The sequence below is a fragment of the Mycobacterium sp. DHQP2018-32-09 genome (assembly GCF_058148405.1).
This window is the reverse complement of record NZ_JBYVYK010000006.1, coordinates 1-14,638: the sequence shown is the minus strand read 5'-3', so window position 1 is coordinate 14,638 and position 14,638 is coordinate 1. Positions and strand designations below refer to the sequence as shown.

Sequence of the window (14,638 nt, the reverse complement as noted above, 5' to 3'; positions counted from 1 at the left end):
GCTCGCACAGTTTAACCGGACCACGGTCCGATTCATTCCGGGTGAGTGCAACCGCTGCGTTAGAGTGCGACGGTGGGCGCCCCCGACCAACCCGTGACCGGCCTCTCGGTCACCGACGCCGCGCCCGCCGAGCGCGGGGACGCCGCCCGCAACCGCGCGCTCCTCCTGGACGCGGCGCGCCGGCTCATCGCCGAACGCGGCGCCGACGCCGTGACCATGGACGACGTCGCCAACGAGGCCGGCGTGGGCAAGGGCACGCTGTTCCGCCGCTTCGGCAGCCGGTCCGGCCTGATGATCGTGCTGCTCGACGAGGACGAGACCGCCCAGCAGCAGGCCTTCATGTTCGGCCAGCCCCCGCTGGGTCCCGGCGCCCCGCCCCTGGAGCGGCTGCTCGCCTACGGCAGCACCCGTCTGACGTTCGTCTGGGATCACCGCGCCCTGCTGTCCGACGCCTTGCGCGACACCGCCACCCGGTTCAACGCCCCCGCGAACCTGCACCGCACCCACGTGCGCATGCTGCTGGACGAGGCAGGCACCAGGGGCGACCTGGACCTGCAGGCCGACGCCCTGCTGGCCCTGCTCGACGCCGACTACGTCACCCATCAGGTCGACGACCTGGGCCGCAGCCTCGACGAACTGGCGGTCGCGTGGGACGAGGTGGCGCGAAAGCTCTGCGGAACGTGACGAACTGGGTGCTGCACGTCGACCTGGACCAGTTCCTGGCCTCGGTCGAACTGCGCAGGCACCCGGAGCTGGTGGGGCTACCGGTCATCGTCGGCGGCAACGGCGATCCGACCGAACCGCGCAAGGTGGTCACGTGCGCCTCCTACGAGGCCAGGGCGGTCGGCGTGCACGCCGGCATGCCGCTGCGCGCCGCCGCCCGCACGTGCCCGGACGCCACCTTCCTGCCCTCCGACACCGCCGCCTACGACGAGGCCTCGGCGGAGGTGATGGGGCTGCTGCGCGATCTGGGACATCCCGTCGAGGTGTGGGGTTGGGACGAGGCCTACGTCGGGGTGGCCGGCGGGTCCGGTCCCGAGGACGGCCCCGTCGACCCGTTCGAGGTGGCCGAGCGCATCCGTGCGGCCGTCGCCGCCGAGACCGGCCTGTCGTGCTCGGTGGGCATCAGCGACAACAAGCAGCGCGCCAAGGTCGCCACCGGGTTCGCGAAACCCGCCGGCGTGTACCTGCTCGACGACGCGACCTGGATGCCCACCATGGGTGACCGGCCCGTCGACGCGCTGTGGGGCGTCGGCCCCAAGACCGCCAGGCGGCTGGCCGCCATGGGCATCACGACGGTCGCCGACCTGGCCGCCACCGACGCCCAGGTGCTCACCGCGGCGTTCGGCCCGGCGACGGGCCTGTCGATCCTGTTGCTGGCCAAGGGCGGTGGCGACGAGACCGTGAGCGCCCAGCCGTGGGTGCCGCGCTCGCGCAGCCACGTGGTGACGTTCCCCACCGACCTGACCGACCGCACCGAGATGGCCGCCGCCGTCCGGGACCTGGCCGTGCGAACGCTCGCCGAGGTGGTCGCCGCGGGCCGCGTGGTCACGCGCGTCGCGGTGACGGTGCGCACGGCGACGTTCTTCACCAGGACCAAGATCCGCAAGCTGGCGGTACCCACAACGGCCGAAGACCCGGTGGTGGCCACCGCGCTGGCCGTGTTCGACCAGTTCGACCTGGACCGTCCGGTCCGGCTGCTGGGGGTGCGGCTGGAACTGGCCATGCCAGCCGGGGGCACGACGCCCGAGCCCGTCGGACCCACGAACTAGGTTCTCGACCATGCTGCAGACCGTCGCCGTCAGGGGGTACCGCTCGCTGCGCGAGCTGGTGCTGCCACTGTCCGGGCTGACCGTGGTCACCGGAGCCAACGGCACCGGCAAGTCGTCGGTGTACCGCTCGCTACGGTTGCTCGCCGACTGCGCGCGCAACGAGGTCGTCGGCTCGCTGGCCCGCGAGGGCGGCCTGGAGTCGGTGCTGTGGGCGGGCCCCGAGTCCCTCGGCGGCGCCCGGCGTACCGGACGCGCCGAGGGCACCACCAGGACGCGCTCGGTGTCACTCGAGTTGGGTTACGCCGCCGACGATCTCGGCTACCTCATCGACCTCGGCCTGCCCCAACACGCCGGGCCGCGGTCGATGTTCACCCGCGACCCGCAGATCAAGCGCGAGGCGGTGTTCGCCGGCGACCGGTTGCGGCCCAGCGCCACGCTGGTCTCGCGCGGATCGGCGTATGCGGGCGTCGCGTCGGAATCCGGGCGCGGCTTCGACGAACTCACCAAGGCGCTGCCCCTGCACCGCAGCGTCCTCGCCGAGTTCGGCAGCCTGCCCGAGCTGGCGGCCGTCCGGGATCGCCTGCGGCAGTGGCGGTTCTACGACGGCTTCCGCGTCGACGCCGCGGCGCCCGCACGGCAGCCGAGGGTGGGGACCCGCACCCCGGTGCTGGCCGACGACGGCGCCGACCTGGCGGCGGCCGTGCAGACCATCGTCGAGGCGGGCCTGCCCGACCTCGCTCACGCGGTGGCCGACGCCTTCGACGGTGCCACGGTGTCGGTCGTGGAGAACGACGGCCTGTTCGAACTGCAGCTCCACCAGCAGGGCATGCTGCGCCCGCTGCGCACGGCCGAGCTGTCCGACGGCACGCTGCGCTTCCTGCTGTGGGCGGCGGCGCTGTACAGCCCGTCCCCGCCGTCGCTGATGGTGCTCAACGAGCCGGAGACCTCACTGCACCCCGACCTGATCGCCCCGCTGGCGGCCATGATCGTCGCGGCGGCCCGGCACACCCAGGTGCTGGTGGTGACGCACTCGCACGCCCTGCGCGGCCACTTGGCCGCGGGCGGATCCACCGAGATCGAGTTGATCAAGGACTGGGGCGAGACCCGCATCGCGGACCAGACGCCGCTGACGGCGCCGCCGTGGGACTGGGGCAGCCGCTGAGCGGGGCGCCGCGCCGCTACGTCGGGGTGCGGGGCCGCAGCGCCCGGGTGAACACCACGTTGACCCCCCGCATCGCGACGCTGTAGGGCCACCACGCGAAGCGCTTGAACGCATACAGCGCCCGGATGTCGGGCGAGGTGTAGACGAGGAACCGGTTGCGCGCCACGCCCGTCAGGATGCGGTCGGCCACGTGCTCGGGCGACACGGCGTGCCCACCGAAGCGATCCACCCACTTGGCCACCTGGGGATGCTCGCGGTCGACCCCGGCGATCTCGACGGTCTGCACCAGTGGCGTCTTGACGGCTCCCGGTACCACCAGCGAGACCCCGATGCGGTGCCGGGCCAGGTCGAAGCGCAACACCTCGCTGGCACCGCGCAGGCCGTACTTGCTGGCACTGTAGGCGGCGTGCCACGGCAACGCGACCAGCCCGGCAGCCGACGACACGTTGACCAGGTGCCCGCCGCGGCGGGCCGCGACCATGGCGGGTACGAAGCACTCGATGACGTGGATGGGGCCCATCAGATTGACCTCGACCATCGACCGCCACTGCCGATGCTCGAGCGTGGACACCGTGCCCCACGCCGAGACGCCGGCGATGTTCATCACGACGTCCACCGCCGGTGCGGCGCCGCCGATCTCGCGGTGGACGTCGGCGGCGAAGGCCGCCACCGCGTCGTAGTCGGTGACGTCGAAGGCCCGGTGCGCGCCGACCGTGGCGCCCAGGGCGCGGGCGTCGGCGACCGTCTGGGCGAGACCGTCGGCGTTGCGGTCGGTGAGGTAGAGGTGAGCGCCTTGCGCTGCCAGCGCGAGCGCGGTGGCCCGCCCGATGCCGCTGGCCGCACCCGTCAGCAGACAGCGCTTGCCGGCGAAGCGCCGGTCGTCGGTCCGCGTCACCGGGTTTCCTGCCCGCCCCACAGCGCGTTGAGCCACAGTCGTTCCACGACGTCGACGGCGCGCCCCGGGTCGGTGTTGCGCCCGACGAAGCCGGAGTCGTGCGACAGCGTCATCGCCGTGCACGACGTCAGGGTGCGCACCAGCGCGGGCAGGTCGTCGGTGATGGGCCGCGCCCCGGTGTCCTGGCGCACCAGGCCCACGATCTTGTCGATCACCGTGTCCTCGAAGTCGTTCATGATCTCGCGGATCTGCGCATCGCTGCTCTGCGCCAGCGTGCAGGCCTGCATGATCGGGTCGTTGCTCGCGAACACCGCGGCCGCGCTGCCGACCATGCGCTTGGCGAACTCGGCCGGGGTCTCGTCGGCGTCGCGCGGGGCGAAGGAGTGCGTGAGCTTGTCGAGTTGTTCCATGGCGTCGGCGACGATGACCGCCAGCACCGCGTACTTGGAGTCGAAGTAGAAGTAGAAGCCCGACCGGGCGACGCCGGCGCGCTCGCTGATCGTGCTGACCGACAGGTCCGCGAACGACGTGCTCTCGAGCAACTCGCGCACGGCCCCGATGATCGCCTCGCGCTGCCGGTCGCCGCGACTGCGGCGTGGGGTCACCTCACCGGTGATGGATTCGGCGGTCATGGCTATCAACCTTCGCACCGCGGCACGCCAGGTTCAAACTTGACATGCGTCAAGTGTGGCGGCCAGGATGGTGCGAGAGTGATATCGACCACACGACTCGGCCCAGGAGAAGCATGGCGACCATCAGCACCCCCAAGTACCTGCTCGATCAGGCGAAGCGCCGGCTGACCCCGACGCCCGTCACCATCCCGGGCCTGGGTGCCGTCGAGAAGCGTTTGCTGGACCGGCAGTGGGAGCAGAAGCCCTATGCCGAGGCTCCCGCCGGCAGCGGCCTGAAGACCATCCACGGCGACGGTGGCCTGCCCGTCCTGGGGCACATGATCGAGATGTTCCGCGGCGGCCCGGACTTCGTGCTGCACACCTACCGCAAGTACGGCCCGCTGCACTACGTCTACTCCCCCGTACTGCCGGCCGTGCTGGCCCTGGGCCCCGACGCCACCCAGGCCGTCTTCTCCAACCGCAACAAGGACTTCTCGCAGCGCGCGTGGGACCCGGTGATCGGGCCGTTCTTCGAGGGCGGGCTCATGCTGCGCGACTTCGACGACCACATGTTCCACCGCCGCATCATGCAGGAGGCGTTCACCAGGACCCGGCTCACCGGCTACGTGGAGCACATCGACTCGGTGGCCAGCCAGGTACTCGCCAACGACTGGGTGGCCAACGACAGCCGCTTCCTGTTCTACCCCGCGGTCAAGGAACTGACCCTCGACATCGCGTCGGTGGTCTTCATGGGCCACGAGCCGGGCACCGACAAGGAACTGGTCACCACGGTCAACAAGGCCTTCACCACCACGACGCGCGCCGGCAACGCCATCGTCCGCAAGCCGGTGCCGCCGCTGGGCTGGTGGCGCGGCGTCAAGGCGCGCGAGACGCTGGAGAACTACTTCAACGAGCGCATCGCCGCCAAGCGCGCGTCGCACGACACCGACATGTTCAGCGTGCTGTGTCACGCCGAAGACGAAGACGGCCAACGCTTCACCGACGACGACATCGTCAGCCACATGATCTTCCTGATGATGGCCGCGCACGACACGTCGACGTCGACGCTGACCACCATGGCCTACCAGCTGGCGGCCAACCCCGAGTGGCAGGACCGCTGCCGCGACGAATCGGCGCGCATCGGCGACGGCCCGCTGGACATCGAGTCGCTCGACAAGCTCGAGACCTACGACCTGGTGATCAACGAGTCGCTGCGCATGGTGACGCCGCTGCCGTTCAACTTCCGCCAGACCGTCCGCGACACCGAACTGCTGGGCTACTACCTGCCCGCGGGCACCAACGTCATGACGTGGCCGTCGATCAACCACCGCCTCGAGGAGCTGTGGACCGAGCCGGAGCGCTTCGACCCGGAACGCTTCACCGAGCCCCGCAACGAACACAAGAAGCACCGCTACGCCTTCGCGCCGTTCGGCGGCGGCGCCCACAAGTGCATCGGCATGGTGTTCGGCCAGCTCGAGATCAAGACCGTCATGCACCGCCTGCTGCGGCGTTACCGGCTGGAGCTGGTGCACCCCGGCTACACCCCGCGCTACGACTACGGCGGCATGCCCGTGCCCGTCGACGGCATGCCGATCGTGCTGCGCCCGCTGCGCTGACCTCCGCCGCGCCGCGGGTTCGACTCACCGCGCGCGCAACCCTGGTCACCCGGGGCCACGTCGGGCTGACTGGACCGACGTGACCACCACCGCCTCAGCGCCCGCCCCCGGCACGACCGTGCCGGGGGCCCGGGTGCGTACCGCACTCCTGGCCAGCCTCGTCGGCACCACCATCGAGTGGTACGACTTCTTCCTCTACGCGACGGCCGCCAGCCTGGTGTTCGGCCGGACGTTCTTCCCCGATGCGAGTTCACTGGTCGGCACGCTGCTGGCCTTCGCCACGTTCGCGGTGGGTTTCGTGGTGCGCCCCATCGGCGGTGTCGTCTTCGGACACGTCGGTGACCGCATCGGACGCAAGCGCACGCTGGCGCTGACGATGCTGCTGATGGGCGGGGCCACGGCGCTCATGGGTGTGCTGCCCACCGCGGCGCAGCTCGGCGTCGCCGCACCGCTGCTGCTCCTGCTGCTGCGCATGGTGCAGGGCTTCGCACTGGGCGGGGAATGGGCCGGTGCCGTGCTGCTGGCGGTCGAACACGGCCCGGCCCGCCGACGCGGCCTGTTCGGCAGCATCCCGCAGATCGGGCTCGCGCTCGGACTGGCGCTGGGCACCGGCGTCTTCGCCCTGTTGCAGGTCACCATGTCCGACGAGGCGTTTCTGACCTACGGCTGGCGCATCGCGTTCCTGGCGAGCATCGCCCTGGTGGTCGTCGGGGTCGTGGTACGGCTGAAGGCAACGGAGACACCGGAATTCGAGCGCGCCCGGGCCGCGGGTGAGACCTCCGGTGCGCCGGTGCGCGAAGTGTTCACCCCGCCGGCGCTGCGCGCGACCGTGCTCGGCATGCTGTCACGCTGGGGCGAGGGCGCGGCGTTCAACACCTGGGGCGTGTTCGCCATCTCCTACGCCACGGGCACGCTGCACCTGGCCAAGGTGCCGGTGCTGGCGGTGGTGACCGTGGCCGCGCTGCTGATGGCCGTGCTGCTGCCGGTGTCGGGACTGCTGGCCGACCGGTTCGGCCCGAAACGCGTGTACGCCACCGGAATCGCGGCCTACGCGGCCCTGGTGTTCCCGGTCTTCGCACTGTTCGGCACCGGTGAGCTGACGTGGTACGCCGTCGGCATGATCGTCGTGTTCGGTGTGGTGCACGCCTGGTTCTACGGCGCCCAGGGCACGCTGTACGCCTCGCTGTTCCCCACCCGCATCCGCTACACCGGGCTGTCCACGGTGTACCAGCTCTCGGGCGTGTACGCCTCGGGCCTGACGCCGATGATCCTCGTCGCCCTGATCGCCGCGGCGGGCGGCACCCCGTGGCTGGCGTGCGGGTACCTGGTGGTGACCGCCCTGATCAGCGTCGCGGCCACCGCGGCACTGCGCCCCCTGGCTCAGGCGTAGAGCCGGTTGGCGCAGGCGATCATCGCCCGCAGCGCCGACGTGGTCTGGTCGTCGTCGACCGCCATCGCCCACTTCGCGCTGCTGCCGTCGCTGCCCCACACGAACGTGGCGGTGGCCGCGCCGGACCGCACCTGGTGGAACTCGCGCAGCTCGACGCCCATGCCGTGGTCGTACAGGATCGCGGTGAGCGCGCCGATGGGCCCCCCGGCCGTCGTGGTCGTGGTGCTGATGGTGTCGCCGTGGGCGAGGGTGGCGTGAAACGTCGACGCGTGCGGACCCAGCCGCCGTTCGTCGGTACAGCGCCACTGCCCCAGCCTCAAGGGACCCGCCGTCGGCGCGTAGGTGGCCTGGAAGACCTCCGGCGGCATGGCCGCGGCTTCCTCGCGCAATCCCCGCGGCAACGGGAACGCGGACGGGCTGGACGGTGCGGTGAACGCGGAGATCGAGGTGGTCACGTGCCGGTCTTTCGAAAGAAGGAGGTCGACCGACGGAGTAGCTTCGACCCACAGCGAGGGGTCGGTCTGGATCAGACCCCGCTGCGGGTGGCTACTACGAGTCGCTTCGGCACGTCGGCGATGCTAAGCGCCCAGGCGGCCATCGTGCAACCCCTTTCGGCGCGGCTCAGCCGAACACGTCAGCCGAAGACGTCAGCCGAAGACGTCAGCCGAAGACGTCAGCCGAAGACGTCGAGGCCGCGGGCCACCCGCGCACCCAAGCCCAGCAGCGTGGCGGCCGAATCGTGCAGCCGCTCCCCGGCGTCACGGGTGGCCTTGCCCGCCAGGTACCGCGACCACGTGCCCTCCAGGACGACGCCGAGCTTGAAGCACGCCAGCGCGACGTACCACGCCAGGTGCTCGGTGCGCCGCCCGCCCGCAGCGACGTAGGCGTCGAGCAACTCGGTGCGCGTGGCGAGCCCTCCGAGCGCCGACAGCGCCGCACCCGCATCGATGGTGTTGGGTTCCGTCGGCCAGCACACCAGCATCCAGCCCAGGTCCAGCAGGGGGTCGCCGACCGTGCACATCTCCCAGTCGACGAAGGCCGCCAGCTCCGGCCGGTCCCGGCGCAGCATCACGTTGTTCAGGTGCGCATCGCCGTGCATGATGCCCGGCGGGCCGTCCTCGGGCCGGTGGTCGCGCAACCACGTGGCGAGCCGTGCCACCTCGGGCAGCTCGGCCGGGTCGTAGCGGTCGTGGCGGTAACTCTCGAGCAGACCCAGGAATTGGGGTACCTGGCGGTCGAGGAAACTTCCGGGGCGACGCAGCCCGGCCAGCGGGCCGTCCTGCCATGCCACGGTGCCCAGCCGAGCCAGGGCGGCCGCGTACGCCAGGCCCACGTCGTACCGCATGCTCGCGTCGTCGACGTAGGCCTGGCTGATCTCGGTTCCCGGATTGACGCCGTCGACACGTTCCATCAGGTAGAACACCACGCCGAGGACGTCGAGGTCACTGCACGCGGCGACGAACCGCGGGTGCGGCACCGTGGTGGGGGCCAACGTCTGCAGCGCGGCGATCTCCCGCAGCATCGTCTTGTCACTGGTGGGCCGCGGGTGCAGCGGCGGCCGCCGCAACACCAGAGGTCGGCCGTCGACGTGCAGCTCCACCACGATGTTCTGGGTGCCGCCGGCCAACGGCCGAACGTCGGTGACGTCGTCTCCGATCCCGTTGTCGCGCAGCCACTTCCGTACGGCGTCCAGATCGCCGGCGGACAACGTCGGCAGGTCTGACGGTGGAGTGGTCGCGTCGGCGCCGGACGGGTCGGCGCCGGTTGCGTCGGCGCCGGACGGGTCGGCGCCGGTTGCGTCGGCGCCGGACGGGTCGGCGCCCTGGGCGTCGTCGGCCATACCCGCCATCGTGGCCGGTGCGCGCCCGTCGGGCAACCAGCCGCGCCGCGGGCGCGTCGCTCACCCGCCGTAGGTCACGCAGGCCGGAGCACCGCGCAGCACGCCCTCCCGGAACGCGCGCACGCGGTCGAACCCCGACGCCGAGGGCGGCCCGCCGCCGAACGTCAGCAGCGCCTTGATGCCCTCGTCCAGGTCACCCGGCGAGATGGTCCACGCGCTGGTCTCCTTGCGGTTGTGCAGGATCACCGACGCGGTGTACGACCCGGCGAAGCAGTCCCCCCGCAGCGTCGCCGTCGGCTCGCCGGAGCGGTCGCCGAGCCGCGTCAGCACTGCCCGGCCGAACTGCGTCGCCAACAGCGTGGCCACGGCGTAGTCCCCGCTGCGCTGATACACCCGGGGCATGGCCTGCACGTCATCCCACGCCACGTAATCCTCCGGCGCGCAATAGAACGGCTCCTCCGCGGGTGCAGGACGGCCACCACACGACGGCGGGTCGGCAGGCCCGTGGGGCTGCATCCGGGCGACGGGCCGCCATGGCGCACCCCCGGCGATTTCCGGATACACCCGCGACCAGTAGTCCTGCAGGTCCGCCGGGACGCCTGCGACGATCGACGCGTACGGGGCGTCACCCCCGGCCGCCTGATCCGCGCCGCTGGTGAACGGCAGGTCGAGCACCACGGGATCGCCGTCGCGGTACTCGCGGCAGCGCGCGAGCCCGGCGTCGTAACCGTCGCCGAAGGCGCCCACGCGGTCGAAACCGCTGCCGTGCGCGTTCGGGTCCAGCCGGCTGGTGCCCGGGGTGTCCTCGAGGTCGAGGACACCGGCCAGCGCGGTGTCGAGCTGTTCGTCGGTGACGTCGAAGACGCCGTCGTCCCTGGCGTGGCGCGCCCAGGCGCCCGCGAAGCAGTCGGCCTGCAGCTCCCGCGTCACCGGCAGGCCGCCGACGTCGGCGCGCGCCTGGATGGCGTGGCCCCACTCGTGCGCCATCACGACCGGGATGGCGAAGTCGCCGAAGTTCTGCTGCAGGTATGGCAGGAGGTTCTCGGCGTCCCAGGCCAGCACGTCGCGACCCGGGCAGTAGTACGCGTTGCCCGAGACGTCGCTCGGGCTCGCGGCACAGGGCGGCAGGTCCCCCGACGACGGCGTCGTCGCGTAGAAGCCGCCGTCGACGGGACGGTAGTCCGTGCCGTACAGCTGCCGGAACTGGCCGGCCCAGTAGGACTGCAGGTCCGCGATGGCCCGCATCGCCAACTGGTTGCGCGGGTCGGAGGCGTCACCGTCGATGGTCACCCCACCCGCGGTCGGGTGCTCCGCGGGACGGCCGGACCCTTGCGGACCCAGACCACACCCGGTGACGACACCCACGACCACACCCACGAGGACCCACACGATCGCCCCCCGCACGGTCAGTCCAGCAACCGCCGCGCGACGTTCGTGCTCACCAGGTCCAGCAACTCGTCACCGCGCCCGGCCATGATGGTGCGAATGGCGTAGAGCGAGAAGCCCTTTGCCTGCTCGGCGGTGATCGCGGGCGGGATCGACAACTCCTGGCGGGCGGTCACCACGTTCACCAGCGCGGGTCCGTCGTGCGCGAACGCCTCGGCGAGCGCGCCCTCCAGCTGGTCGGGTGCCTCCACGCGGGCCCCGAACAATCCCATCGAACGCGCCACCGCCGCGAAGTCCGGATTGTGCAGGTCGGTTCCGAAGTTCACGATGCCGGCCGCCTTCATCTCCAGCTCGACGAAGTTCAGCGAGGAGTTGTCGAACACCACCAGCTTGACCGGCAGCCGGTTCTGCATCAGCGTGATCAGCTCGCCGAACATCATGGTCAACCCACCGTCGCCGGCCAGCGCCACCACCTGGCGTCCGGGGTGCGCGGTCTGCGCGCCGATGGCGTGCGGCAGCGCGCACGCCATGGTGCCGTGGTTGAACGAGCCGATGAGCCGGCGCTTGCCGTTCATGGTGAGATAGCGCGCCGCCCACACCACCGGGGAGCCGACGTCGACGGTGAACACCGCGTCGTCGGCCGCCATCCGATCCACCAGTCCCGCAACGTATTCGGGACGAATGGGACTGCGATCACGATCGTTGACGGCCAGCTCGTCGAGGCGCTGCCGGGTCTTGCGGTAGTGCTTCTGCGACCGGTCGAGGTGCTCGCGCGTCGGCTTCTGGGTGAGCAGCGGCTGCAGCGCCTCGAGCGTGTCGGCCACCGTACCCACCAGCGGCAGGTCGACGGGCGTGCGGCGGCCGAGGTGCTCGCCCCGCACGTCGACCTGGATCACCTTGGCGTTGTCGGGATAGAACTGCTGGTACGGGAAGTCGGTACCCAGCATCAGCAGCGCGTCGGCCTCCTTGATGGCCTTGTAGCCCGACGGGAAGCCCAGCAGACCGGTCATGCCGACGTCGTACGGGTTGTCGTACTCGATGAACTCCTTGCCGCGCAACGCATGGACGATGGGGGCGTGGAGCGTGCCCGCGGCGCGCACCACCGCGTCGTGGGCGCCCTGCACGCCCGCGCCCGCCAGGATCGTGACGCTCTGGGCCGCATTGAGGATGTCGGCCGCACGGCGCAGCCCCGCGTCGTCGGGTCGGATCACCGAGCGGGTGGGCGCGATGGGCCTGGTCAGCCACCGGGTCTCGGTGGAGCGGGCCAGGAAGATCTCGCCGGGGATGACCACGACGGCCACACCGTTGCGCTCCACCGCGGCGCGCATCGCCATCTCGAGGATGCGCGGCGCCATCTCCGGGGTACTCACCAGTTCGCAGTAGACGCTGCAGTCGCGGAACAGCTCCTGCGGATGGGTCTCCTGGAAGTAGTCCGACCCGATCTCGGTGCGCGGGATGTGAGCGGCGATGGCCAGCACCGGAACCCGACTGCGCTGGGCGTCGAACAGGCCGTTGATCAAATGCAGGTTGCCCGGCCCGCAGCTACCCGCACACACCGCGAGCCGGCCGCTCAGGCCGGCGTCGGCCGCCGCGGCGAACGCCGCCGTCTCCTCGTGCCGGACGTGCTCCCACCTGATGCCCTCGGAACGCCGGATGGCGTCGGTGAAGCCGTTGAGACTGTCTCCCGGCAGACCGTAGACGCGCTGGATGCCACTGCGGCTCAGCGCGTCGATGATCTCGGTGGCGACCGTTGCCATGTGCCATACCCTTCCGAGCGGCTCGGGCGCGGCCCCTCCGCGCCTCGCTCACCCTACTGGCGCCGCCCCGCGGCGTCCGGGTGAAGCGCGGTCCGGGCCGGCACGCACGACGTCACGGTCCGTTAAGGCGTGAGTGCCTCTGCCATGGGTACGTTGGAGCCGTGCCTGACGTGGCTGTCCGCCCGAGCCCCCTGACCGGCGTCGCCGCCGCCGCGGTGGCGCTCGGCGTCACCCAACTCGTGGCCGCCTTCTTCGGCCCGGCGGCCGACTCGCGCACCGCCGTCGGATCCGCCGTCATCGACCTGGCGCCGGGTCCCGCCAAGGAGTGGGCCATCCAATTGTTCGGCACCGCCGACAAACTGGCGTTGACCGTCGTGGTGCTGGCGGCCATCGCCATCGTCGCCGGGCTCACCGCGCGGCTGGAGACCAGCGCGCTGCCGGTGGGCAGCATCGCCATCGGCGTGGCCGGCCTCGCCGGGTGCGCGGCGGTGCTCACCCGGTCGGGCGCCGGCCCGCTCGACGTGATCCCCACGATCGTGGGCACGGTGTGCGGGATCATCGTGCTGCGCCTCCTGGTGTCCGGCCGCTTCGTCGACCACGACCCGGAACCCTGGGATCCACGCGACGGCCCGGCACCTGACCCGGCCCGCCGGCTGTCACTCGTCGCCCTCGGGTTCCTCGCCCTGGGCGCCGTCACCGGCGTCGGCGGCGTGGTTTTGGGACGCAAGCGGTCCTCGGTGGCCGGCGACCGCGACGCGTTCGCGCTGCCCACCCCCGCCAGGCCCGCCGCGCCGATCCCCGCCGACGTCCAACCGGCCGGCGTCGACCTGCCGCCGTTCCTGACCCCCAACCGCGACTTCTACCGCATCGACACCGCGCTGTCGGTGCCCCAGGTCAGCCGCGAGACGTGGCGGCTTCGCGTCCACGGCATGGTGGATCGAGAGGTCACGCTGTCGTTCGCCGACCTCCAGCAGTTCGAGGCCGTCGAGAAGGTGGTGACGCTGACCTGCGTGTCCAACCCGGTGGGCGGCGACCTGATCTCGACGGCCCGCTGGACCGGGTACCGCGTGCGGGACATCCTGGCCCGAGCCGGGGTGCACGCCGACGCGGACATGCTGCTGTCGACGTCGATCGACGGTTTCACCGCGGGGTCACCCATCGACGTCATGACCGACGCTCGGGACTCCCTGCTGGCCGTCGGCATGAACGGCCAGCCGCTACCCACCGAACACGGCTACCCGGCACGGCTGGTGGTCCCCGGCCTGTACGGCTACGTCTCGGCCACGAAGTGGGTCGTCGACCTCGAGTTGACGCGCTTCGATCGCGCGCAGGCGTACTGGACCAAGCTCGGCTGGTCCGAACGCGGACCCATCAAGACGCAGTCGCGCATCGACGTCCCCCGCGCCGGCGCCGACGTCGCCCGCGGACCGGTGACGTTCGGCGGCGTCGCGTGGGCGCAGAACCGCGGCGTGCGGTCCGTCGAGGTGCTGATCGAAGGACCGGCAGACCTCGGGGACGATGCGGCCTCCGATCAGCCGTCCGGCAACTGGCAGCAGGCCACGCTGGGCGCCGCCTACTCCAACGAGACGTGGCGGCTGTGGTCGTTCCCCTGGCAGGCCGATCAGCCCGGACGTCACCGCATCACGGTGCGCGCCACCGACGGGACCGGGGCCACGCAGACCTCGCAGCAGGCAGGCGTCATCCCCGACGGCGCGACGGGGTGGCCGTCGGTGTCGTTCACGGTGACCTGATGCTGCTGGTCGACCTCGCCACCGCGTCGGCCGACGTCGGGGCCACCTCCGCCCGCACCGCGAAGATCGCCCGCATCGCCGAGGTGGTGACCGCCGCCCACGACGGCGGTCCGGACGAGGTGGCCATCGCCGTGTCCTGGCTGTCCGGCGAGCTGCCGCAGCGCCAGATCGGCGTCGGCTGGGCCGCGCTGCGCACGCTGCCCGACCCCGCCACCGAGCCGACGCTGACGGTCACCGGCGTCGACGCGACGCTGTCGGAGATCGGCGCCGTCGCAGGCAAGGGGTCGCGGGCCCGCCGGGACGCCCTGCTGGCCGGACTGTTCTCCGCGGCCACCGCCGTCGAGCACGCGTTCCTGCGCCGCCTGCTCAGCGGTGAACTGCGCCAAGGCGCGCTCGTCGGCGTCATGGCCGACGCCGTGGCGCGCGCCGCGCAGGTGCCCGCGGCCGGCGTCCGGCGG

General features: G+C 71.6%; 12 protein-coding genes and 1 pseudogene. 7 read left to right on the top strand and 6 right to left on the bottom strand.

All coding sequences use genetic code 11. From position 1 onward, the window contains the following. The first annotated feature begins 72 nt into the window (after positions 1-72). Genes AC30CM_RS04575 through AC30CM_RS04565 form a run of 3 tightly spaced genes read left to right on the top strand, consistent with a single transcriptional unit; the run spans position 73 to position 2,934 of the window. Complete coding sequence (locus AC30CM_RS04575) at positions 73-684, top strand: TetR/AcrR family transcriptional regulator (RefSeq protein ID WP_490115642.1); 612 nt, start codon at positions 73-75, stop codon at positions 682-684. Beyond that, positions 681-1,772, top strand: a complete 1,092-nt coding sequence (locus AC30CM_RS04570) for a DNA polymerase IV (RefSeq protein ID WP_490115641.1) — start codon at positions 681-683, stop codon at positions 1,770-1,772. The genes AC30CM_RS04575 and AC30CM_RS04570 overlap by 4 nt, the downstream gene beginning before the upstream one ends. 10 nt (positions 1,773-1,782) lie before the next feature. Continuing rightward, positions 1,783-2,934 carry an AAA family ATPase gene (locus tag AC30CM_RS04565; protein ID WP_490115640.1) on the top strand — a complete coding sequence of 384 codons (1,152 nt, stop codon included), beginning with the start codon at positions 1,783-1,785 and terminating at the stop codon, positions 2,932-2,934. Positions 2,935-2,950: 16 nt separating this feature from the next. Here AC30CM_RS04565 and AC30CM_RS04560 read toward each other — a convergent pair whose 3' ends face one another. After that, positions 2,951-3,829: an SDR family oxidoreductase gene (locus tag AC30CM_RS04560; protein ID WP_490115639.1), complete on the bottom strand. Its 879-nt coding sequence runs from the start codon at positions 3,827-3,829 to the stop codon at positions 2,951-2,953. Continuing rightward, positions 3,826-4,461: a TetR/AcrR family transcriptional regulator gene (locus AC30CM_RS04555; protein WP_490115638.1), complete on the bottom strand. Its 636-nt coding sequence runs from the start codon at positions 4,459-4,461 to the stop codon at positions 3,826-3,828. Before AC30CM_RS04555 ends, AC30CM_RS04560 begins: the two co-directional genes overlap by 4 nt. A 113-nt stretch (positions 4,462-4,574) precedes the next feature. Here AC30CM_RS04555 and AC30CM_RS04550 point away from each other — a divergent pair, with 113 nt between their 5' ends. Both AC30CM_RS04550 and AC30CM_RS04545 read left to right on the top strand, forming a co-directional pair. After that, complete coding sequence (locus AC30CM_RS04550; RefSeq protein WP_490115637.1) at positions 4,575-6,056, top strand: cytochrome P450; 1,482 nt, start codon at positions 4,575-4,577, stop codon at positions 6,054-6,056. Between the two features lie 79 nt (positions 6,057-6,135). After that, entirely contained in the window at positions 6,136-7,446 is a 1,311-nt protein-coding gene (locus tag AC30CM_RS04545) for an MFS transporter (RefSeq protein WP_490115636.1), read from the top strand. Here the strand turns inward: AC30CM_RS04545 and AC30CM_RS04540 are convergent. The 4 genes from AC30CM_RS04540 to poxB all read right to left on the bottom strand — a co-directional run bounded on the left by AC30CM_RS04540 (position 7,437) and on the right by poxB (position 12,429). Further along, complete coding sequence (locus tag AC30CM_RS04540) at positions 7,437-7,901, bottom strand: homocitrate synthase (RefSeq protein WP_490115635.1); 465 nt, start codon at positions 7,899-7,901, stop codon at positions 7,437-7,439. The two genes, AC30CM_RS04545 and AC30CM_RS04540, sit on opposite strands and share 10 nt — an antisense overlap. Before the next feature lie 218 nt (positions 7,902-8,119). Next, the gene (locus tag AC30CM_RS04535) at positions 8,120-9,286 is read right to left on the bottom strand and encodes a phosphotransferase (protein ID WP_490115634.1); all 1,167 of its coding nucleotides are present in this window, start codon (positions 9,284-9,286) and stop codon (positions 8,120-8,122) included. 60 nt (positions 9,287-9,346) lie between these two features. Continuing rightward, positions 9,347-10,663 (bottom strand): neutral zinc metallopeptidase, encoded by a 1,317-nt coding sequence (locus AC30CM_RS04530; RefSeq protein WP_490115737.1) that lies wholly within the window; start codon positions 10,661-10,663, stop codon positions 9,347-9,349. A gap of 29 nt (positions 10,664-10,692) precedes the next feature. Next, positions 10,693-12,429, bottom strand: a complete 1,737-nt coding sequence (gene poxB / locus AC30CM_RS04525; protein ID WP_490115633.1) for a ubiquinone-dependent pyruvate dehydrogenase — start codon at positions 12,427-12,429, stop codon at positions 10,693-10,695. A 161-nt stretch (positions 12,430-12,590) separates the two neighbouring features. Here poxB and AC30CM_RS04520 point away from each other — a divergent pair, with 161 nt between their 5' ends. Together AC30CM_RS04520 and AC30CM_RS04515 are read left to right on the top strand one after the other, a co-directional pair. Then, positions 12,591-14,180 (top strand): molybdopterin-dependent oxidoreductase, encoded by a 1,590-nt coding sequence (locus tag AC30CM_RS04520; RefSeq protein WP_490115632.1) that lies wholly within the window; start codon positions 12,591-12,593, stop codon positions 14,178-14,180. Beyond that, positions 14,180-14,638: pseudogene (locus AC30CM_RS04515) on the top strand (ATP-dependent DNA ligase); the annotation flags it as partial. The gene AC30CM_RS04520 and the pseudogene AC30CM_RS04515, both read left to right, overlap by 1 nt.

What these genes read in the sequence shown, in the direction of transcription:
- AC30CM_RS04565 (WP_490115640.1), top strand. Translation starts at nt 1,783, where the DNA reads ATGCTGCAGACCGTCGCCGTCAGGGGGTACCGCTCGCTGCGCGAGCTG.
- AC30CM_RS04535 (WP_490115634.1), bottom strand. Translation starts at nt 9,286, where the DNA reads ATGGCCGACGACGCCCAGGGCGCCGACCCGTCCGGCGCCGACGCAACC.
- AC30CM_RS04550 (WP_490115637.1), top strand. Translation starts at nt 4,575, where the DNA reads ATGGCGACCATCAGCACCCCCAAGTACCTGCTCGATCAGGCGAAGCGC.
- poxB (WP_490115633.1), bottom strand. Translation starts at nt 12,429, where the DNA reads ATGGCAACGGTCGCCACCGAGATCATCGACGCGCTGAGCCGCAGTGGC.
- AC30CM_RS04555 (WP_490115638.1), bottom strand. Translation starts at nt 4,461, where the DNA reads ATGACCGCCGAATCCATCACCGGTGAGGTGACCCCACGCCGCAGTCGC.